This is a genomic window from Mitsuaria sp. PDC51 (genome assembly GCF_900113225.1).
Lineage (GTDB): Bacteria > Pseudomonadota > Gammaproteobacteria > Burkholderiales > Burkholderiaceae_C > Roseateles.
Genome location: NZ_FOZE01000001.1, coordinates 2,336,843 through 2,357,311 on the forward strand (window position 1 = coordinate 2,336,843; position 20,469 = coordinate 2,357,311).

11 protein-coding genes are annotated in these 20,469 nt (G+C 72.9%); all 11 read left to right on the forward strand.

Going from position 1 to position 20,469, the window contains the following annotated elements; genetic code table 11:
• The first annotated feature begins 2 nt into the window (after positions 1 to 2).
• The 11 genes from BM393_RS09945 to BM393_RS09995 are packed head-to-tail and all read left to right on the forward strand — an operon-like array spanning position 3 to position 20,467.
• Positions 3 to 416 (forward strand): GPW/gp25 family protein, encoded by a 414-nt coding sequence (locus tag BM393_RS09945; RefSeq protein ID WP_091724615.1) that lies wholly within the window; start codon positions 3 to 5, stop codon positions 414 to 416.
• On the forward strand, positions 413 to 3,952 hold the full coding sequence (locus tag BM393_RS25940) for a putative baseplate assembly protein (protein ID WP_217648407.1): 3,540 nt from the start codon (positions 413 to 415) through the stop codon (positions 3,950 to 3,952). The genes BM393_RS09945 and BM393_RS25940 overlap by 4 nt, the downstream gene beginning before the upstream one ends.
• Before the next feature lie 4 nt (positions 3,953 to 3,956).
• Entirely contained in the window at positions 3,957 to 6,095 is a 2,139-nt protein-coding gene (locus tag BM393_RS09955) for a baseplate J/gp47 family protein (protein WP_091724616.1), read from the forward strand.
• Between the two features lies 1 nt (position 6,096).
• Positions 6,097 to 8,913 (forward strand): hypothetical protein, encoded by a 2,817-nt coding sequence (locus BM393_RS09960; protein WP_091724617.1) that lies wholly within the window; start codon positions 6,097 to 6,099, stop codon positions 8,911 to 8,913.
• A 24-nt stretch (positions 8,914 to 8,937) separates the two neighbouring features.
• Positions 8,938 to 9,924, forward strand: a complete 987-nt coding sequence (locus BM393_RS25695) for a hypothetical protein (protein ID WP_175538269.1) — start codon at positions 8,938 to 8,940, stop codon at positions 9,922 to 9,924.
• Between the two features lie 4 nt (positions 9,925 to 9,928).
• Positions 9,929 to 12,097 carry a phage tail protein gene (locus BM393_RS09970; RefSeq protein WP_091724618.1) on the forward strand — a complete coding sequence of 723 codons (2,169 nt, stop codon included), beginning with the start codon at positions 9,929 to 9,931 and terminating at the stop codon, positions 12,095 to 12,097.
• Between the two features lie 20 nt (positions 12,098 to 12,117).
• On the forward strand, positions 12,118 to 12,963 hold the full coding sequence (locus tag BM393_RS09975; protein ID WP_091724619.1) for a hypothetical protein: 846 nt from the start codon (positions 12,118 to 12,120) through the stop codon (positions 12,961 to 12,963).
• A gap of 11 nt (positions 12,964 to 12,974) precedes the next feature.
• The gene (locus BM393_RS09980) at positions 12,975 to 13,850 is read left to right on the forward strand and encodes a hypothetical protein (protein WP_175538270.1); all 876 of its coding nucleotides are present in this window, start codon (positions 12,975 to 12,977) and stop codon (positions 13,848 to 13,850) included.
• Positions 13,753 to 15,813 carry a DUF4157 domain-containing protein gene (locus BM393_RS09985; protein WP_091724620.1) on the forward strand — a complete coding sequence of 687 codons (2,061 nt, stop codon included), beginning with the start codon at positions 13,753 to 13,755 and terminating at the stop codon, positions 15,811 to 15,813. The genes BM393_RS09980 and BM393_RS09985 overlap by 98 nt, the downstream gene beginning before the upstream one ends.
• A 33-nt stretch (positions 15,814 to 15,846) precedes the next feature.
• Positions 15,847 to 17,832 (forward strand): DUF4157 domain-containing protein, encoded by a 1,986-nt coding sequence (locus BM393_RS09990; RefSeq protein ID WP_141225283.1) that lies wholly within the window; start codon positions 15,847 to 15,849, stop codon positions 17,830 to 17,832.
• A gap of 1 nt (position 17,833) precedes the next feature.
• Positions 17,834 to 20,467 (forward strand): DUF4157 domain-containing protein, encoded by a 2,634-nt coding sequence (locus tag BM393_RS09995; protein ID WP_091724622.1) that lies wholly within the window; start codon positions 17,834 to 17,836, stop codon positions 20,465 to 20,467.
• Positions 20,468 to 20,469: the final 2 nt, after the last annotated feature.

The window sequence follows — 20,469 nt, forward strand, 5'->3', positions numbered from 1 at the left end:
CCATGGCCGCCGCGCAGACGCCGTCCACCTTCCTCGGCCAGGGCTGGGCGTTCCCGGTCGGCATCGAAGCCGGCCAGACCGCCACCGCCGCCTATGACGAGGACGTGCGCCAGGCCATCCTGATCATCGTCGGCACCAACCCCGGCGAGCGCGTGATGCGGCCCGACTTCGGCGCCGGCCTGAACGCGTTCGTCTTCGAGCCGCTGAACCCCGCCACGCTGGAGGCGATCCGCCAGCGCGTGATGGAGGCGCTGGTCGACTGGGAGCCGCGCATCGACGTGACGGCGGTGACCGCCGTCGCCGATGTCGCCGACACCGGCAAGGTGCGCATCGAGATGAGCTACCGCGTGCGGGCGACCAACTCGCATGCGAACCTCGTCTACCCGTTCTACCTCGAGGAAGGATCGGCGCAGTGAACACCCCGCCCCGCGTCGAACTCGACGGCCGCGATGCGCCGGCGCTGCTGGCGCAGCTGCTCGCGCGCCGCGCCGGCTACACGCCGGAATGGCTGGCGGCGGACCGTGGCGCCGGCACCGGCCTGGCCGCGATCGCGGCCCGCTACCTGGAGGCGCTGACGCAACGCCTCGGCCAGGTGCCGGACAAGCTCAAGCTGGGTTTCCTGGACGTCGCCGGGCTCAGTCTGGTGCCCGCGCAGGAGGCGCGCGCGCCGGTCGTGTTCCGGCTCTCCGACCAGGCGACGGGCGGCTCGGCGCCGGCCCGCACGCCGGTCGGGGCGCCGCCGCCGGCCGGCAGCAGCGAGCAGGTGCTGTTCGAGACCGAACGCGCCGTCGGCGTCACCGCCGGTCGCCTGGTGGAGCTGGTGAGCCTGTGGCCCGGCCGCGACCAGTACGTCGACCACGGCGCGGCCTACCTCGCCGGCCAGCCGGTCGAGCCCTTCGCCGCGCGGCTGCTGCGGCCGACGCCGCATGAGCTCTACCTGTCCCATCCGGTGCTGCTGGCGCTGTCGGGCCGGGTCAAGCTGTCGGTCGAGTTCGAGCTGCAGCACGACGCGACCACGCCGCTGGACATCGTCTGGGAGTACTGGGACGGCGCGACCTGGCGCGGGTTCATCGACACCAGCACCGAATGCCGCGGCTCGGCGACGAGCGACGTCGCCGGTGACGAGGAGGACGGGGAGGACGACGAGGACCTCGACGACCAGGGCGTCGACACCGTCGTCACCGATGTGGACAGCACCAACGGTCTGACGCAGAGCGGCAGTTTCCAACTGGTGACCGACTGCGCTTCCGCCGGCAAGACGACGGTGAACGGCATCGAGGGCTACTGGCTGCGCGCGCGGCTCGACGAGTCGCTGCCGCCCGATCCGGGCCAGTCGCTGCCCGAGGTCGACACGATCCGCCTGTCCAGCACCGTCAACGGCGCGCTGCGCGGGCGCATCGCGGTCGGCCAGCCGGTGGCGCCACAGACCCAGACGGGGCAGGGCACGCCGGGCATCCTCGCGATCGCGGCGGAGTCACCGGTACCGTCCGCGCCCAACAGCCTCGGCGGCATCGTCCGCAATGACGCGGGCCAGCCGGTCGAGGGCGCGGTGGTGCGGCTGACCGACCCGGCGGACCCGACGCGCGCGGCCTACACCTCGCAGCCGACCGGCAAGACCGGCGCCTACCTGATCGCCAACGTCAACTTCACGCGCGACTACCTGTTCAGCGTCGCCTTCGCCGGCATCGTCTTCACCGCGCCGCAGGCCTCGCGGCACGCGCATCCCGCGCCGTCGGCCACTCGGAGCGTCGTGGACCTGACGCTGTCGGTCACCGGCCTGGCGCCGGACAAGGCCTTCGCCGACGGCGCCGCGCTCGACGTCAGCAAGCCCTTCTATCCGCTGGGCCAGCAGCCGCAGCCGGGCTCGGCCTTCTACTTCACCAGCGAGGAGGCCTTCGGCAAGCCGCTGGCGAAGGTGCGGCTGTTCGTCGGCCGCAGCCTGTCGCCGCAGGACCAGGGCGCCATCGCGGGTTCCGCCGCGCTGGCGCACCAGCTCGACTGGGAGTACTGGAACGGCCGGCTGTGGGCGCCGCTGCCGGTGAGCTCGAGCCTGGCCGGCTCGCAGCGCGACCTCGACCGCACCGAGGTCATCGACTTCACCGTGCCGATCGACATGGCGCCGGTCAGCGTCAATCAGCAGGAGGCGCGCTGGGTGCGCGTGCGCCTGCAGAGCGGCTCCTACGGCTTCAGCCGCACCGTCGGCTTCAACGCCGACGCCGCGGGCGGCGCGGTCAACACCTTCACCTACGTCGTCGCGCAGCCGCCGGTGCTGGGCGCGTTCTCGATCGGCTACACCTGGCAGTACGGGCCCTTCCACGCGGAACGCGTGCTGGCCCGCAACGATTTCCGCTTTGTCGACCGCACCGCCGAGGCGATGTGGCCCGGCACGACCTTCGCGCCGTTCGAGCGGGTCGGCGACCTGACCCCGGCGCTCTACCTGGGCTTCGACAAGGCGCCGCCGGTCGACCAGCTCGGCCTGTTCGTCGACGTCGTCGAGGCGCCGGACACGCCGGCCGGTCCGGCGCTGGTCTGGGAGTACTGGAACGGCGACGCCTGGACGCGCACGCCGGCCGACGACGAGACCGGCGCGCTGCGCCGACCGGGCATCGTCAACGTGCTGGCACAGGCGGACGACGCCGAGCTGGCGCGCTTCGGCACGCCGCGCCACTGGCTGCGCGCCCGGCTGAAGGAGGACGGCCCGCCGGGCGAGCCCGTCTTCGCCGGCCTGCATGTCAACGCGGTGTGGGCGAGCGAGCGCCACACGCTTCACGACCTGCCCCTGGGCACCAGCAACGGCACGCCGGACCAGGTGTTCCTGCTGACGCAGACGCCGGTGCTGGCCGGCGAGCGCCTCGAGGTGCGCGAGCTCGGCGGCGCGCGCGCCAATGTCGAGTGGCGGATCCTGGCGATGGAACTGTGGCAGGGCGACAGCGCCGTGCTGGGCCGGCTGGAGCGGCTGCTGGCGGTCGAGTCGACCGAGCCCAGCGTGTCGCTCGGCCCGCTGCGGCTGACCCGCAACCGGCACAAGCAGGTCACCGAGGCCTGGGTGCTGTGGGAGCGGCGCGAGCAGCTGTTCTTCTCGTCGCCGACGGACCGCCATTACGCGCTGGACGGCGCCAGCGGGCGAGTGCGTTTCGGCGACGGCGTGTCGGGCCGCGTGCCGCCGGCCGGGGCGGCGATCCTGGTGCGCCGGATGAGCGTCGGCGGTGGCTCCCGCGGCAACGTGCCGGCCCGCGCGATCGCGCAGTTGCTGGGCGTCGTGCCCGGCATCGAGGCGGTCTTCAACCCGCGCGCGGCCGAGGGCGGCGCGGACGGCGAAGCGCCGTCGGCGGTGCTGGACCGCGGACCGCGCACGGTGCGCCACCGCGGCCGTGCGCTGACGCCTTCGGACTACGAGACGCTGGCGGTCGAGGCCTCGCCGGCGGTGAAGATGGTGCGCGCCATCGCCGGCCGCAGCCCCGGCGGACGGACGCTGCCGGGCTGGGTGACGGTGCTGATCGTGCCGGGCAGCCTGGACGCGCGGCCGCAGCCGTCGTTCGGCCTGCGCGAACAGGTGCGCCGCCACATCGAGGCGCGCGCGCCCGCCGATCTTGCCGCGCTGCACCGCATCCATGTGACCGGCCCGACCTACCTGCCGGTCGGCGTGTCGGCCCGCATCGTGCCGCTCGATCCGAGCCAGGCCGGCGTGGTCGAGCGCGCGGTGCGCGAGACGCTCGAGCGCTTCCTGCATCCGGTGGTCGGCGGCCCGGGGGGCACCGGCTGGGCGCTGGGGCGCGACGTGTACGTGTCGGACGTCGCGGCGGAGCTCGAACGCACGCCGGGCGTCGACCACATCGAGGCGCTCGACCTCGTCCTGGACGGCGTGCCGCAGGGCGAGTCGGTACGCGTGCCCGACGACGCGGTGGTGGCGGCCGGGACCCTGGTCCTGCGCCTGGACGAATCGGAAGCGTGACGCCATGAGCATCCCCCTGCCTCAACTCGACGATCGTCGCTGGTCGGACCTGGTCGAACAGGGCCGGGCGCTGATCCCGCTGGTCGCGCCGGCGTGGACCGACCACAACGCATCGGACCCCGGCATCACGCTGATGGAGCTGCTGGCGTCGGTGGCCGAGACGGACCTCTACCGCCTCAACCGCTTCACCGACGCGCAGAAGCGGCGCCTGCTGGCGCTGATGGACATCCGGTGCGCGCCGCCGCGGCCCGCGACGCTGGTGAGCGAGCTGCGCATCGCGGCGGGGCCGTCGCCGGTCGTGCTGCCGGCCGGCACCGAGTTCGACGGCATGCGGCTGGACGCCACCGCGGCGCCGCTGCGCACGACCGCGCCGGTCGAGGTCGTCGACGCGGCGCTGCGCGCCGTGCAGCGCAAGGACGCGGCCGGGTTCCAGAACCTGACGGCGGCCTGGTCGCGGCAAGAGCCGTTCGCCGCCTTCGGCGACGACCCGGCGGTCGGCGCGGAATGCCAGATCGGCTTCGACCGCGCGTTGCCGGCGGGGCGGTGGTCCCAGGTGTTCGTCTGCATCGAGGGCGATCAGGCGCGGTTGAGTGAGCGGGCCCGGTTGGCCGAGGAGGCGCCGATCGACGCGCCGCTCGTCCATCACGGCGCGCGCCTGGTCTGGGAGTACTTCGCCGACGACGGCGCCGCCGGCCGCTGGCTGCCGCTGGAGGTCGACGACGGCACCCGCTCGTTCAGCCTCAACGGCGCGCTGCGGCTGCGGCCGGGCGCGGCGATGAAGGCGTCCGTGCTGGGCCGCGTCGCGCAGCCGCAGTGCTGGGTGCGGGCCCGGCTGGTCGACGGCGCCTTCGATGCCGCGCCGCGCCTGCGGCGGCTGCTGCTCAATGGCGTCCAGCTGGAGCAATCGACGCCGGTCTGGACCTCCTGGCCGATCGCGCCCGGCACCGTCGTGACCGGCGGTCCGATCACGCCCGGGCAGGGCGCCGCGCTGCGCCTGACGCTGCAGCAGGGGCGGGTCGTCGCGCTGTCGGTGGACGCCTCGGGCGAGGCGCCGGTCTTCACCGTGCTCGCCTACACCGCGGCAAGCGCGACCGACCCGGGCCTGCTGGCCGTCGACGGCACGCTCGCCGGCACGGGCAGCGGCGAGCCGTCCCAACGCCTGACGCTCGCGCAGCGGCCGGTGGTCAAGGCGTCGCTGCGGCTCTTCACCGTCGAGGACGGCCATCCGCGCGCCTGGACCCGGGTGGACGACTTCAGCGCCTCGTCGCGCTCGGACGCCCACTTCACGCTCGATCCGACCAGCGGCGAGGTCGTCGGTGGCGATGGCGAGCGGGGTCGCGTCCTGCCGCGCGGCTGCCAGATGGTCGCGTTCCACGCGTGGACGCGGCCGGCGCCGGCGGTCGCGCGCATCGACGGGCTGTCCGACAGCCCGCGCAACCGCGTGTTCCTGCCGGACGCCGGCGCGATCGGGCGGATCGCCGCTGGGGTGCCGATCGTGCTGGAGGACGCCGCGCCGGCCGAGACGCTGGCGCATGCGTTGGGTCGCGCGATCGAGCAGCGAGAGGCCCGCCTGCGCGCGGTGACCCGCGAGGACTTCGAGGCGCTCGCGCTCGCCACGCCCGGCCTGCGCGTGGCCCGCGCCATCGCGCTGCCCAACTTCTGTCCCGGCCTGGCCTGCGTGAACGCCCCTGGCATGGTCACCGTGATCGTGCTGCCATTCCTGCCGCTCGGCCGGCCGTTCCCGAGCCGCGGCGTCCTCGACCGGGTCGCCGCGCGGCTGGAGAGGCGCCGGGTCCTCGGCACGCGCGTGGTCGTGGCCGGACCGGGCTACCTGGAGGTGGCGGTCCGCGCCCGCGTCCAGGCGCTGGACGGCATCGACCGCCAGCGACTGGCCACCGAGGTGTCGGCGGCGCTGGACGGATTCTTCGACCCGGTGAGCGGCGGCCCCGACGCCGCCGGCTGGCCGCTGGGCCGTGACGTCTACCGCGCCGAGGTGATGCAGGTGATCGACCAGACGCCGGGCGTGGACCACGTGATCGCGCTCGAGCTCATCGCCGAGGGCTGCGCGCCGAGCTGCGGCAATGTCTGCCTGCGTCCGGACTGGCTGGTCGCCGCCGGCCGCCACAACATCGAGGTGGCCTGACATGTCGACGCCGTACCGCCGGGATCTCGAACGGCTGCAGTACTGGCAGGGCCAGACGCTGCGCAGCCGCGACGCGCGCGACCAGCAGCGCTTCGAGGCGCTGCGCCGCCAGCTGCACAACCGCGCGCTGCATGAGACGGGCGGGATCGCCTTCGGCCTGGTGAGCGCTGAAGTGACTGAAGACGGGACCGGCCAGGTGACCGGCATCGAGGTCGCCTGCGGGCTGGCCTACGACCGCCGCGGCCGCGAGCTGATCCTGCAGCGCGCGCGCCGCGTGCCGCTGCCCACCGAGGCCGCCTGGCTGGTGCTGCGCCTGCGCGCCACGCGCCGCGGCGGCGGGAACGGAAGCGGGACGTGCTGCGTGCCCGACGAGCCCGGCTGCGTCCTGGACGACGCGCGCCTGCTCGAGAGCGACGTGGAACTGGCCTGGGTGCCGATCGCCGCGAACGAGGCGCCGGACGGCGCGGTGCTGGCCCGCTACGACGGCGGCTTGAAGACCGACTTCCGCCCGCCCCGGGTCCGGCCGCTGGCCCGGCCGCGGCTGGCGCGCGGCGAGACGGTCGAGGGCGGCACGCCCTGGGAACCGTGGATCGTCGAGTCCCCCGACGGCCACGGCGGCATCGTCAGCAAGGTGGTTGGCGTGCAGACGCGGGTCGACACCTCCGCCAGCGGCTTCACCGAGGTGCCGCGCTATGTGGCCAACGTGCAGGCGCGCAGCTGGAACCTGGCCAAGGCCGAGTTCGCGCCGGCCTTCTTCCCCGAGGTGGCCGATCCGGCCGTCGACGGCTTCACCTTCCGGCTGCTGATGGCCGAGATCGGGCGCCGCCGCGTCGCCGCCTGGTACGGCCAGACGCGGGTGTCGGCGATCCGGCGAGGCGCCGGCGACCAGCTCTCGATCGACCTCGACGACGCCGCCGTCTTCAAGCCGAACGACGTCATCGCGCTGCTGCGGCCGCGGGCCCGCACAGCGGTGTCGCTGACCGCGGCCGAGGGATCGACGGTGACGCTCGCCGCGCCGCTGGACGGCGTGCGCGTCAACGACAGCGTGCTGGCGCTGGGCAACCTGCCGCGCCTGGCCGAGGTGGTGACGGTGCCCGACGACAGCGCGGCGATGCTGGCCGACTACACCGCCGCGCCGGCGATCAAGAAGGGCGACGTGCTGCACCGTGACTCGGACGGCGCCGTCGCGCTGATCGACGGCGTGAGCGCCGGCCGGATGACCGTGGAGCAGCCGCCGCCGGCCTGGAAGGAAAGCGACGGGCTGCACGTGGCGCGGATGACCGACGCCATCGACATCAAGCGCGCGACGCTGTCGGCCGACGGCAAGTCGCTGCAGCTGGAGCTGAAGTCGGCGCCGCAGGGATTGGGCAAGGGCGCGCGGGCGGTGCTGCTCGACGCGGACCGGCAGCCGCTGGCGACGGCGCCCGAAGTGACGGTGAGCGACGGCGTGAAGCTCGAGCTGCAGCCGCCGCCGACGGCGGCCGAGGTGGCCACGCTGACGCGCGCCGTGCCGCTGTCGGGCGGCCTGACGATCCAGCGCCTGGTCCCGAAGGCCAGCAGCGAGGTGGGCGTCAGCGACGTCGCGCCGTTCGCCGTGGGCGACGTCGTGGCGCCGATGCGGGACCTGTCCCTGGTCGCCGTCGTGGACAAGATCGTGAAGAAGCGCAAGGCGCTGGTGCTCAGCGCCGGGCTGGGACTGGCGGTGGGCGATCGGCTGGTGGCGGCGGACTGGTGCTGCGCCACGACGATCGACGCCTTCGAGCCCAAGCGGCCGAACGAAGTGCGCGTCGGACGCGCGAGCGCCGCGCGGGTGAAGGACGTGCTGCGGCTGCGCGTGGCCGACGGCGCCGAGTCGCCGCCGCCGGCATCGGTGGCCGCGGTGACGGGCACGCTGCTGGGCCTGGGGTCGCCGCTGGTGGAAACGGCTCGCCGGCTGGACCTGCTGGCCGTCGGCCGCTTCGGCCGCGTCGCGACGGTGGTGGCGCAACAGACCGACGAGACACGGATCACGCTGGCCGAGTCCGCCGCCTTCGCCGTCGGCGACTGCGTGATGGCCTGGCCGCTCATTGGCAGCGTGACGCTGGAGAGCGCGGTGGCGCAAGTGGTGGCGATCGTCGGGGTCGACCTGGTGCTGTCCGGGTCGCCGGGGGCGTTGGCCACCGGGGACCGGCTCGCGACGGTGCACTGGCGCGACAGCGCGCGGATCACCCGCGTCGATGCCGATCCCCGGGAGCTCGATGTCGCCGACGACCTCGTCTTCGGCCCGAACGACGTCGCGGGGCTGCTGGTCCATCACGCCGATGTCTCCAACGGCGCCTACGTGCAGCAGATCGTGGGCAACACCGTCACGGTGCGGCCCACGCTGGCGCAGGGCGACGGCATCGTGGACCAGGGCTGGATCGACGGCGGGCTGGTCGGGCCGGCGGCGCTGACCTGGGACCCGGCACGGCCCATGGACTTCCCGGCCACCTGGCAACCGCTGGTGCGGATGGACTCGGCCGGCGGACTGGACGGCCGCGCGATCGCGACCTTGTACGGACTGGACCTGAACACCGGCGTCTACCAGTCGCGCGCGGCCTGGCCGTATCCGATCGACGCCGAGCTGCACCTGTACGCGGTCACGCCGGCGACCACGCCGGCCTACCGCTTCCGGCCGGAGACGCTGTCGCTGATCACCAGCTTCAACAGCGACTTCCCGGCCGCCTTCGTGACTTTCGCGCAGAAGAAACGGCTGGTGGTGCGCTGGTTCGGCTGCCAGCAGGAGTTCCGGCCCGTGACCGACTGCCCCGGGCAGACACCCGGCGATCCCTGCGCCTGACCCCTGAGGAAGGAACCGGACATCATGGCCCTCATCGGTGACACCCGTTTCGCGGAGCGCAGCAGCTTCTTCAACGGCCAGCGCCTGTTCGCATCGGACCTGCAGGAGCTGGACGACTTCAACCGCCAGATGCGCTGGCTGCACAACCAGAGCCTGCACCAGCCCGGCATCGGCGCCGGGTTCGCCACCACCGGCACCAAGGGTGCGCGCGAGGTCTCGATCCAGCCCGGCTACGCGATCGACGCCCGCGGCCGCGAGATCGTGCTGGCCGACGCGGTGGTGCAGCCGGTGCCGCCGGTGGCCGGCGACGACTTCGGCGCGCCGGTGTTCTTCGACCTGACGGTGTCCTATCCCACCGAGGCGCTGGAGGTGGCCGAGACGCGCGAGGGCGCGTGCGGCGCCACCGGCGGCGCCATCCGGCTGCGCGAGACGCCGGTGTTCTGCTGGGTGCGGCTCGGCCCGGCGCCGGACTACCTGCCCACCGATGCGAAGCTGCGCGACGCGGTCGTCAACGGCACCCAGCTGCGCCTGGCGCGGGCGCAGGTGCTCAACTGCCGGCTGGAGCAGCCGCTGTCGCTGGCGCAGCGGCGCAACGCGCGGCCGGCCGCGCAGCCCTACGTGGCCAGCGGCTTGGTCGCCAAGCCGGCCTGGACGATGCCGGCGGCCGGCGCGGGCGCCTCGGGCTTCGGGCTGCAGCTGGAGGCGGTGGTTGACACCACCTCGGCCGGTTTCCGGACCATGCCCTGCTACTCGGCGCAGGTGCTGGGCCGGCGCGATTTCAGTTTCGACGTCGGCGATCGCGACGTGGTGCGCCTGGTCGACGGTTTCGTGATGTTGCTGGCGGCGGACAAGGCCGGGTTCAAGTTCTCGATGCTGGTGCCGGACTCGCTGCTGGCCAGCCTGCCGCCCGGCGCGGACGATCCCGATCCGCAGAGCGAGGACTTCCGCAAGCAGCTGCTCAAGCAGGTGCGCGACGAGTGGCGCATCGAGTGGATCGGGGTGGAGGGCTGAAGCCATGGGCGCACCGGACCTCCGACCCTTCCGTCATCTCAACGAGGACGGCCTGTGGCCGCGTTTCCATTGGCACGGCCTCGCGCGGGGCGACGATGGCGCGCTGCGGCTGGCGGCGCTGCCGGCGTTCGAGGGCGAGTTGCCCGCGGCGCTGGGGACGCTCGCCGACGCGCAACCGCAGGGCGGCGTGGCCGTCGATGCCGGCGGCACCGTGTTCTTCACCGATCCCGCGGGGGGCGTGGTGTCGTGGATCGAGGGCTGCTTCGGCGCCATCGGCCCGGTGCCGTGCCTGGGTGGACCGGGCAGCGATGCGACGCGCTTCGATGCGCCCGCGGGGCTGGCGATCGCGCCGGCGCGCGGCGCGCTGTATGTCGCCGACGCCGGCAACCACCGGGTGGAGGTCTTCGACCTCGGCAGCCTGGCGCTGGTGGAGGTGCTGGAGGGGTTCCAGCTGCCGGTGTCGCTGGCGCTGGACGAGGCGGGGCAGCTCTACGTCGCCGACCTGGGCGACGGTCGGGTCGAGTGCATCACGACGTGGGGCGACCGGGCACCTGCCTTCGGCGACGCGGTGCGGGCCAGCGGGCAGGCGGATCATCCGTGCGCGATCGCGTGGTCGGACGGACGGCTGTGGGTGCTGGACGCCCAGACGCATCAGGTCACCGCGTTCACGCCGCAGGGCGCGCCGATGGAGAGCATTCCCACCGGCATCGAAGGCGCCATCGCGCTGGCGGTGTCCGGCGATTCGCTGTTCATCGGCGATCCGGGGCGGCGGCGGATCGCGGTCTGGTCGCGCGGTCAGGACGGGTCCTTCTTCCACGCCGGCGATGCCGCGGGCTATGAAGGGCCGGTCGCCGCGCTCGCGATCAACGGTCGCGCAAGCGCAAGCGGCGGCAGTGGCAGCGATGGCGACGGCGCGTTGTGGGTCTCGCCTGGCGGTGGCCTCGCGCCGCTGCGGCTGGCGCTGCAAGGCAGCCATGCGGCCGAAGGCTGGTTGTGGAGCGACGCGATCACCGTCGACACGCTCGATCACGTCTGGAACCGGCTGCACGCCAGCATCGCCCTGCCCGCGGGCAGCCATGTGACCTTCCACATCGCGACGGGAGCGCTGGCCGCGCCCGTGCCGCCGCCGACGGCGGACGGGCTCTTCGCCGCGCCGTGGCGCGCGGTCGGCGCCGACGTGACCGATTTCTTCATCGACCTGGACGACACCGGGCCGCAGCGGGCGCTGTGGATCGGCGCGCGCTTCGCCAACGACCTGCACGGCACGCCGGTGCTGCGCCAGGCGCGCGTGGACTTCGACCAGGCCAGCTACCTGCCGGACCTGCCGGGGATCTACCGCGAGCGTCCGCCGTCGCTGTACCCGGACCGGCCGCGGGACAACTTCCTGCTGCGTTACCTCAGCCTGTTCGAGAGCTTCTTCCGCGAGATCGAGGCGACGACCGGCGAGTTGCCGGCGCTGCTGGATCCGGCGGGTGCGCCGGACGAGGCGCTGGACTGGCTGGCCGGGTTCCTGGCCGTGCCGCTGTCGCAGACCCAGGACGAGGCCACGCGGCGCGCGTCGATCGCCGGCGCCTGGGCGCGCCATGCGCGGCGCGGCACCGCGGCCGGGCTGGGCGAGGCGCTGCGCGACGAGGCCGGCGTGCGGGCGGTGATCGAGGAACCGCTGCAGGCGCTGGGCTGGTGGGCGCTGCCGGCGCCGTCGAGCTCCTGCAAGCCGGGACAGGCCGGGACCTGGGCCGACGGCGGGGATTCGGTGCTCGGGTTCAACACGGTGCTGCCGGCGTCGGAGCCGCCGGGCGCGGTGCTGGGCAGCACCGCGACGCTGGACCGGTCGCGGCTGATCGCGTCCGACGCCTTCGGCACGCCGCTGTTCGAGGAGGCGGCCTACCGCTTCCTGGTGCGGCTCTATCCGCGCGACTTGCACTGCGCCGACACGCTGGCGCGGGTGCGGGAGATCGTCGAGCGCGAGAAGCCGGCGCACACCCTGTGGCAGCTGTGCGCGATCGCGCCGGGGCTGCGGGTGGGATACCAGGCGAGCCTGGGCGTGGACACGCTGCTGGGGGGTGGTCCGCCCGAGCCGGGCCCGCTGGGCGAGGGCGCGCTGGTGCTGGGCGGGGAGCCGCGCGCGCGCCTGGGCGTGGACAGCCGCGTGGGTGCGCGGGCGCAACTTTGATGGCCATCAGGAGAAGGCACATGCGAGACGAATCGGTCGAATGCGAGGCGCTGCGAAGCTTTTCGCGTCCGCGCTACTTCCACGGTCAATTGCTCGACGTTCGTCATTTCGAATCCGAGCAGGCCTATTTCAAGCGCAAGCAGTGGATGCTCAACCGCCTGGTCGCCGGCTTCGGCGTGGTGTGCGGGCTGGACGTGCAACTGGGCGAGGACGACCACAGCGTGGTCGTGATGGCCGGGCTGGCGCTGGACAAGCAGGGGCGCGAGATCGTCGTGCCGTCGCGGTCCAGGCCGCTGGCGGTGCCGTCGCGCGCGGCGCCGCCGGCCGAGTCCGAGTCGGACCCCGTGCCGACCGGCGCCGCGGCCAACGCCGCCGCGGCCGCGCGGGGACAGCGCAACGGTGGCCGTAACGGCGGCCGTGATGGCGAGGGCCACTGCGACGACGACTGGATGCACCTGGTGGTCTGCTACGAGGAGTGCCGGACCGATCCGGAGCCGGTGATGGCCGGCGGCTGCGACACCGCCACGCGCTGCGCGCCGGGGGCGATCCGGGAGGGCTACTCGCTGGTGCTGCGACCCGGCAAGGCGCCGCACATCCCGGTGGACGCCGACATCCCGGGCCTGATCAAGGGCAACAGCGTGAACTACCAGGCGCTGGCGGAATGGGTCAGCCGACCCTGCGACTGCGACACCGGCGCGGGCTGCATCACGCTGGCCAACCTGCATCTGCCCGCGGCGGGGCAGACGCTGGAGCTGTCGGACATCGACATCGCGGTCCGGCCGATCGTCTACGGCGCCGACGTGCTGTGGGAACTGGTGCTGGCGCTCAGCCATGAGTCGCAGGCCCGGCGCGGCGGCAAGTACTGAAAGGAACGACCATGGCTTCAATGACGACAGGCTCGGGCGACTGCGGTTGCGGCGGGGGTTGCGGAGGCACCGCGACGAGCGGATCGGGCACCGGCGCGCGCGGCGGGATCGAGCGGCCGCGTTTCTTCCCCCGGCAGCTCATCACGCCCGACGACCTCACGCTGGGGCAGGACTACTTCCGCGACCGGCTGCGCCGCATGAACCGCTACCTGCACGGCTGGGGCGTGGTGTGCGGCGCCCGGGTCGAGGCCAGCACGCAGGCCTGGCGCGTGGTGGTGCAGCCGGGCTACCTGCTCGGGCCGCAGGGCGACGAGATCATGATCGAGCGCGACGTGTGCTTCGACCTCCGCACCCGTTGCGTGTCGGCGGTCAGCGGCGATGCCTGCGACGACATCGCGATCGACCCGCTGTGCCCGGACCGCACCGTGTCCACGCGCGATCCCGGCGCGCCGCTGTTCGTCGCGGTGCGCTACCGGCAGGTGGCCGCGCGGCCGGTGCGGGTGCAGCCGGTGGGCTGCGGCTGCGACGACACCGGTTGCGAGTTCTCGCGCTGGCAGGACGGCTATGAGCTGTGCGTGCTCGATGCCTGCCCGGAGTCGCACGCGTCGCCGCCGTCGATGGCGCAGTTCACGGAACCGGGCGCCATCCCGGATTGCCCGCCATGCCCGACCGATCCGTGGGTGGTGCTGGCCAAGGTCACCGTGGACGAGCAAGGCAAGGTGAGCGCGCCGGACAACTGCGCCTGCCGGCGGCAGCTGCGAACGACGGGGCCGTATTGGTGGAACTGCAATGAGGGCACGCGGTCGGAGACCCAGCCCGGGTCGGCGACGGAGGCGGGGACGAAAGCGGAGACGAAGACAAAGGCGGATCCGGCCCGACCCACTTGACGGCAGGACGACCGTGCGAACGCCCACGCGAAAGGCCCCCTCCGAGCGCGCGGTCGACGCGCTGCGTGGCGCGGGAGGGCGGCCCCTGCCGCCCCAGGTGCAGCAGGAGGCCGCGCAGCGTTATGGCTTCGGTTTCGGCCACGTTCGCGTGCATGACGGACCGGGGGCGCATGCCGCCGCCGGCGCCTTGCATGCGTCGGCCTACACGGTCGGCAGCGACATTGCCTTCGGCGCGGGACGGTATGCGCCGGAGTCGCCGCAAGGGCGGGCCTTGCTGCGGCACGAACTGCGCCACGTCGCGCAGCAGCATTGGGCGGTGGCGGCGCGGGAACCGGTGGTCGATGCGCCCGATTCCCCGCACGAGCAGGATGCCCGCACGCTGCTGGCGTCCGACGTGCCGACCTTGCCCGTGCAACGCATCCAGTGCGCACCGGAGGAAGAGGCGCCGTATTCGCTGGGAACCGGGCTGATCGACACGGTGGGACGCAAGGCCACCAGCGACGCGTCCTGGCCGTTCATCAAGGCGGTGCTCGAGGGATTCGTGGGCGGGTTGAAGGCCGATGTCCGCGCGGGCCGCGCCGACGCCGCCAAGGCGCATCTGTCCGAATTGATGGTGCCGTGGAACGCCGCCAGGTTCTACGGCGGCTACCTCGTCGGGCTGGTCATCGGCCTGGTCAGCCCGATCACCGATTTGGTCAAGGGCGTGGTCGGACTGGTCAAGCTCGGCCTGTCCGGGCTGGAGTGGCTGGCGAAGTGGTCGCCGCTGGGAATCGCGGTGAGTCCGGAACGGCAACGCAAGATCGCGGAGCTCAACGTCCGGCTCAACGCGTTGATGGGGGAACTGGGCGGTGCGCTGGCGAGCTTCGTGACGGATCCCAAGGGCACGGTGCAGAAGTTCTCGGGGCTGCTCGACAACCTGATGCAGATGGCCCAGTCCAAGGCGCGGGACATGGGCGCGAGCGGGGCGCATGCGATCTTCGACCTGCTGGGCAAGGACTTCTACGAGATGGGCAAGGGCATCGGGGAGGTGGTCGGCACGCTGGTCGCGCAGGTGCTGATGCTGGTGTTCAGCGAGGCGATCGGCAACCTGATCGCCAAGGGCGCCAGCCTGGTGGGCAAGGCCGCGGAGTTCGTGGCGGGCAAGGCGGTGCAGGCGTTCGGATGGATCAAGGGCGTGTTCTTGGAGGCCGGCGCGCTGCTGCGCAAGGCGGTCAATGGGGCGCTCAAGTTCTTCAAGGGCGTGGTCGACAAGGCGGTCGAGGCCTTCGACGCGCTGGTGGCGGTCTTCAGCGAGGCGGCGGCCGGCGAGCAGGCCGCGGCCGGCGTGGGCAAGGGCGTCGGCGGCACGGTGTCGACCAACATGGAATCGCGCATGGTCAGCGGCGCCCGCACCACGCCGACGACCGTCGCCGACCTCAGGACGCCGAAGGTGCATCCGTCCAACACGTCGACAGGGACGTCCGGTTCAGTCCGGAGCTCCAGTGTGCAGGGGCCCCAAGACACCGGTGAAGCGCTTGAGGAACTTCAGGCGACGAGGGACGCGGGGCATGGCAAGGACGCCGCGAGCATCGGGACAGGCATCGAGTCGATGGAGGTCGAGGACTGGGCCGCCGAGCTCGCGGGCAAAGGCTATGAGACTTTCCCGAGGAATCGCTTTGGCGACGCCAGGGTCGGTGGCCGAAGACTGAGTTCGATGTTCACCGATCAGCGGGCTCGTCCGGATCTCATCGGGATCAACCATGCGGACAAGACCATCATCGTGGGCGATATCACCGCCAGGCCAGGCACCCTGGCAAAGATCCCCGGCGCGATCGGTCAGGAGGAAGGGCTGCATCTGGAAAAGACGATCGAGTACGCGAAGCAGTTGAGACGCCAATTGCCGCGCGACCTTGGGTACAAGGTCTTTGCCCAGGAGCGGCATTGGAGCACCGGGACGAAGACCAAGTTGATTCAGATTCTGTGACCCGCGCCTCTGCGTCGGGCCCCGCGTGACGTCATGAGCCAAGCAAGATCCTCGCCTCAGTCCGTAGCCGCAGCCACGCGCAGCGCTGCTGACTCGTCGTCGCTCGCGCGCGCGTCCACCGGTGCGGCGCCCGCGCAGCCCCTTCATGAGGGCGCCGAGCGCGAGTCCGACCGCATCGCCGACTCGGTGATGCAAGGCGGGGACTGGCATCGGCCGGAGCAGGCCGGATGGTCCGCGGCGAGCGCAGCGCAGGCCCGGCCGACATCGCTGCTAGTGGCGGACGATGCCGAGCCGGCGGGCGGGCAGATGCGCAAGAGCGAGTTCCTCGCCGCGCTTCGCGGGGATGTCTGCGTGGCGGTGGACGCGGCGTTGAGCGGAACGGGACGCGACAGCCAGGGCTGCCCGTGGATCGACCACTGGTTCGGCTACTACGCCGAGCGTGGCAGCGGCGACGTCGAGCGCGCGCTGCAGCGATACGCGCCCGAGACCCGCGGCGCGCGCGACGCGCAGGACGGCATCCGCCTGGTCACGGCGCGCGTGCGGCGCAGCGCGCAGGTCTGGGCCAGGACCGGCGAGATCGATGCGCCCCCGGACCTGCCGGGCCTGCCCGCGATGGCCGGCGGCGGCGCGCTGGCGGTCTTCGGCGGCATGTTCTTCAAGGCGCGCCCCGGCGGCGCGCGATGGGCGGATCCGGCGTCGGTCCGTGCGGGGCTGGGCAGCGGCGAGCCGATGCCGGGCCCGGTGCGGGGACGGATGGAATCCGCGCTCGGCATGGGCCTGGGCCATGTGCGCCTGCACACGGACGCGACGGCCGCGCAGGCGGCGGACCGCCTCAACGCGAAGGCCTTCACCATCGGCCGCGATGTCGCCTTCGGCTCGGGCGAGTTCCAGCCGGGCACGCCGCGCGGCGACGCGCTGATCGCCCATGAACTGGCCCACGTGGCGCAGCAGGACGGCGCGCGGGCGCCGGACGCGGGCCGCGACATGGGGGAAACGCCCGGCCTGGAGGAAGAGGCCGACCGCTCGGCGTTGGGCGCGCTGTCGACGCTCTACGGCAAGGGCAGCGCCGGCCCGCCGGTGCGCCATGGCGGCCCGCCCACGCGCGGCGGGCTGCGGCTGCAGCGCTGCAAGTCCGAGTCCGAGAAGGCGCGCGAGGCGGAGATCAACCGGCTCGGCGGCCTGCAGTACGACTTCCTCGAGAAGCAGCGCAAGGAAACCGAGGACCGCAAGCGCAAGGAGGCCGAGGAGGCGGCGAAGAAGTCGGGCCTGCCGCCGCCGGTCACGCCGCCGACGGTGACCGTCGACGACATCATCAAGAGCGAAACCAAGGCCGCCGATCCGCCCAAGCCGGCCGATGCCTGGACCAAGCTGGACCCCAAGGTGCAGGACGACTGGAAGAAGCGCGCCGATGCCGCCTGGAAGAAGGTCGTGGCCAGCGTCGCCGGCACCGAGCTGGAGACGGTGATGAAGGGCAAGCGCCTGAAGTTCGACCCCAAGGACGCGCTGGAGCAGGGCTACTTCGGCGCGCAGCTCGGCGACGAGCTCGAGGTCGGCATGCAATGGGTGGAGCTGGCCGAGAAGGACGCGAAGAACGTGTGGCCCAACGTGGCGCACGAGCTCGGCGGGCACTTCGAGTACGGCAAGGCCTACGCGACCGAGATCATGAGCGCGGCGCTGGAGCGCATGCCCGAGGCCGAGCGCAAGAAGTGGAAGACCGATCCGGTGCTGCGGCAGAAGTTCTTCGACACCTACGAGTACGCGGAGACCGAGATCTTCGCGGAGCTGCGCGAGCGTCGTTATGCGCATCCCGAGACCGGCACCGCGCCGCCCAATCCCACCGACGATCCGGACGTGGACGTGCCGCGCCAGCTCAACGTGCTGAAGAAGGCGCTGCATCCGGAGGTCGCCAAGGCCGTGGTGGCGCACCTGAAGGCACGCGTCGACGCGTCGCCCTCGCTCCTGGAACGCGACAAGAAGTTCTTCGCGGAACAGGTCAAGGCCGTGTTCGGCCCGCCCTGACATGGACGCGACCCGGGCAGCCGCACAACCGGCGTCGGCCACCGCGCGCGTGCCGTCCCTCAAGGAGACGGTCGCGCCGGCCAACGACCCCGCCGAGCACGAGGCCGACCGCATCGCCGACGCGGTGCTGCAAGGCCGGCGATGGCCGCTCCCCGGCCAGTCCGGCTGGTCCGCCGCCACCGATCCTGCCTCTCTTGCTCCCTCTCCCGCGGGACGGGAGAGGGCAGGGGTGAGCCTCATCCAGCGCTCCGCCAAGCCCGGCGATGGCGAGCCCGCGGCAGTCACCGCCCCGACGAGCGCCTCGCCGCTGCTGGTGCCCGACGACGTCAACGCGTCCCCCGGACAGATGCGCAAGGGCGAGTTCATGGCCGCCCTGCGCGCCGGCATCTGCGCCGCGGTCGACGCGGCGCTGGCGGGAACCGGGCGCGACTCCGAAGGCTGCCCGTGGATCGAGCACTGGCTCGGCTACTACGAGACCCGCAGCGCCGTCGACATCGAACGCGCGCTCTTGCGCTACGCCCCTGAGGCCGCCGGCGTCCCGACTGCCGCGCAGTACATCCGCGTGGTCACCGCGCGCGTCAGCCAGAGCGCGCAGCGCTGGGCCCGCACCGGCGAGGTCACCGGCCTGCCCGACGAGATGCCAGGCGCCGCGGGCGGCGGCGGGTTGCTCGCCGGCCTCGGCGCGATGTTCTTCAAGCCGCGCTCCGGCGGCGCGCACGCGGCCGACCCGGTCTCGGTGCGCGAGCAGCTGGGCCGTGGCGAATCGCTCGGCGGCGGCCTGCGCGCGCGGATGGAAGGCGCCTTCGGCACCAGCTTCTCCGCCGTGCGACTGCACACCGACGGCACGGCGGCGCGCTTGTCCAACCAGCTCAACGCGCGTGCCTTCGCGATCGGCCCGCACATCGCCTTCGGCGGTGGCGAGTTCCAGCCCGGCACGCCGGCGGGCGACGCGCTGATCGCGCACGAGCTCGCGCACGTGGTGCAGCAAGGACAGGGCGGCGAAGGCGCCCCAGGTGGCGCCCCCAGCGGCGCTCGCGAGCCCGTGGCCTCCGGCGCCACATCGACGGCGCTCGAGCATGACGCGGACTCCGCCGCCGCCGGCGTGGCGGCGACGCTGTGGGACGCCGGCTCGGTGTCCGGCCTGCATCGCGAGGCCCGGCCGCGCCTGCGCTCGGGTCTGAGCCTGCAGCGCTGCGCGAGCAAGCCCAAGACGGCGGTGCCCGGCGCGCAGGGCGCCCCGGCCAAGGTCAAGCTCACCCCGCTGCAGGAGCGCCAGCAATCGCTGTCCGGCGCCGGCGAGCGCCTGCGCGACGTCAGCGCCTGGGCCACGGGGCAGCAGAAGCAGCAGGGCGTGCCCGACATCAAGGGCGTGAAGGACCTGGCGCCGGCCGAGGCCGCCAAGGTGGCCGAGGCGATCGACCTGCTGACCAAGGCGAACGCGACCTTCGGCATCCAGGCGCTGGACGAGATCGGGCCGCAGCTCGACGAGGTCGTCGCCAAGACCAAGGCGGCGCGCTCGACCAGCGGCGCCACCGGCGGCGACAGCCAGGACCAGCGCCTGGCCGCCAACCAGACGCGGCTGTCGCTGAACCGCGCGATCGACGCGTCCAACGAGGTCAACACGCGGGTGACGGCCTTGAGCCAGACGCTGGACGTCGCCGCGATCAAGGAACACACCGATGCCATCGCCGCGGCGCTCGACGGGCTGCAGAACGACGCGAGCGCCATCGACGACGCCTACGACGCGATCCGCAAGCACGTGCGGGCGGTCAAGGAGCTGGTCCGCGACCTGAAGACCCGGTCGTCTCAACTGCCGGCGGCGGTGGGCCGCATCCTCTTCGTGCTGCGCAGCTTCCTGGCGCTGAACGCGCCGGGCCGCGCCGTCGCGCCGACCGACGACGAGATCAAGGCCTACCTGGCCGGCACGCAGGGCAACCTGGGCCAGGACTTCAACCTGGTCTTCGGCGACGGCCGCGAGACGATGGGTTTCGACATCTTCGTCATCTACGCGTCGGTGCTGGAGCAGCAGCTCGCGGTGCGGGCCAAGATGGCGGCGGCGCAGGTCAAGCCGGCCTCGCCGGTGCCGACGCTGGGCAATGCCGAGGACTTCTTCAAGGCGCTCAAGACCAAGGGCAACGCCGAGGTCATCGACGCCTACGACAGCTACGCCGGGGCCTACTTCTATCACCGCGTCATCGACAAGTTCGACGACATGAAGGTCAGCGGCGTGGCCGAGTTGTACACGCGGCCGCTGTCGATCTTCGGCCTGCGGCCGCTGGTCTGCACCGGTTTCGCGATGCTGGGCGCGCACCTGCTGCAGCAGGCCGGCGCGTCGCTGAAGGCCTTCCACGTGGCGGTGCGCGCCAGCGACGAGGCGATCGTCGAGAACCGGATCGACGCCGGCCATGCGCTGGCTCACCTGACGCGCAAGGGCCAGGACCTGTGGGTCACCAACGCCACCGTCGAGGCGTCCAAGGCCGATGCCGAGCGCACCGTCGGCTGGGATCCGAAGGACAAGACGCTGCGCGAGGCGACGGGATCGACGGTGCCGGGCGCCAACGCCAACCTGGAGAAGGCGCTGGGCGAGCGCGGCGACGCGATTCGCAACCGCGGCAGCGGCGGGCGGCGCAGATAGGC

Coding starts and splice junctions, on each gene's coding strand:
- BM393_RS09945 (WP_091724615.1), top strand. CDS start 3: ATGGCCGCCGCGCAGACGCCGTCCACCTTCCTCGGCCAGGGCTGGGCG.
- BM393_RS09955 (WP_091724616.1), top strand. CDS start 3,957: ATGAGCATCCCCCTGCCTCAACTCGACGATCGTCGCTGGTCGGACCTG.
- BM393_RS09960 (WP_091724617.1), top strand. CDS start 6,097: ATGTCGACGCCGTACCGCCGGGATCTCGAACGGCTGCAGTACTGGCAG.
- BM393_RS25695 (WP_175538269.1), top strand. CDS start 8,938: ATGGCCCTCATCGGTGACACCCGTTTCGCGGAGCGCAGCAGCTTCTTC.
- BM393_RS09970 (WP_091724618.1), top strand. CDS start 9,929: ATGGGCGCACCGGACCTCCGACCCTTCCGTCATCTCAACGAGGACGGC.
- BM393_RS09975 (WP_091724619.1), top strand. CDS start 12,118: ATGCGAGACGAATCGGTCGAATGCGAGGCGCTGCGAAGCTTTTCGCGT.
- BM393_RS09980 (WP_175538270.1), top strand. CDS start 12,975: ATGGCTTCAATGACGACAGGCTCGGGCGACTGCGGTTGCGGCGGGGGT.
- BM393_RS09985 (WP_091724620.1), top strand. CDS start 13,753: ATGAGGGCACGCGGTCGGAGACCCAGCCCGGGTCGGCGACGGAGGCGG.
- BM393_RS09990 (WP_141225283.1), top strand. CDS start 15,847: ATGAGCCAAGCAAGATCCTCGCCTCAGTCCGTAGCCGCAGCCACGCGC.
- BM393_RS09995 (WP_091724622.1), top strand. CDS start 17,834: ATGGACGCGACCCGGGCAGCCGCACAACCGGCGTCGGCCACCGCGCGC.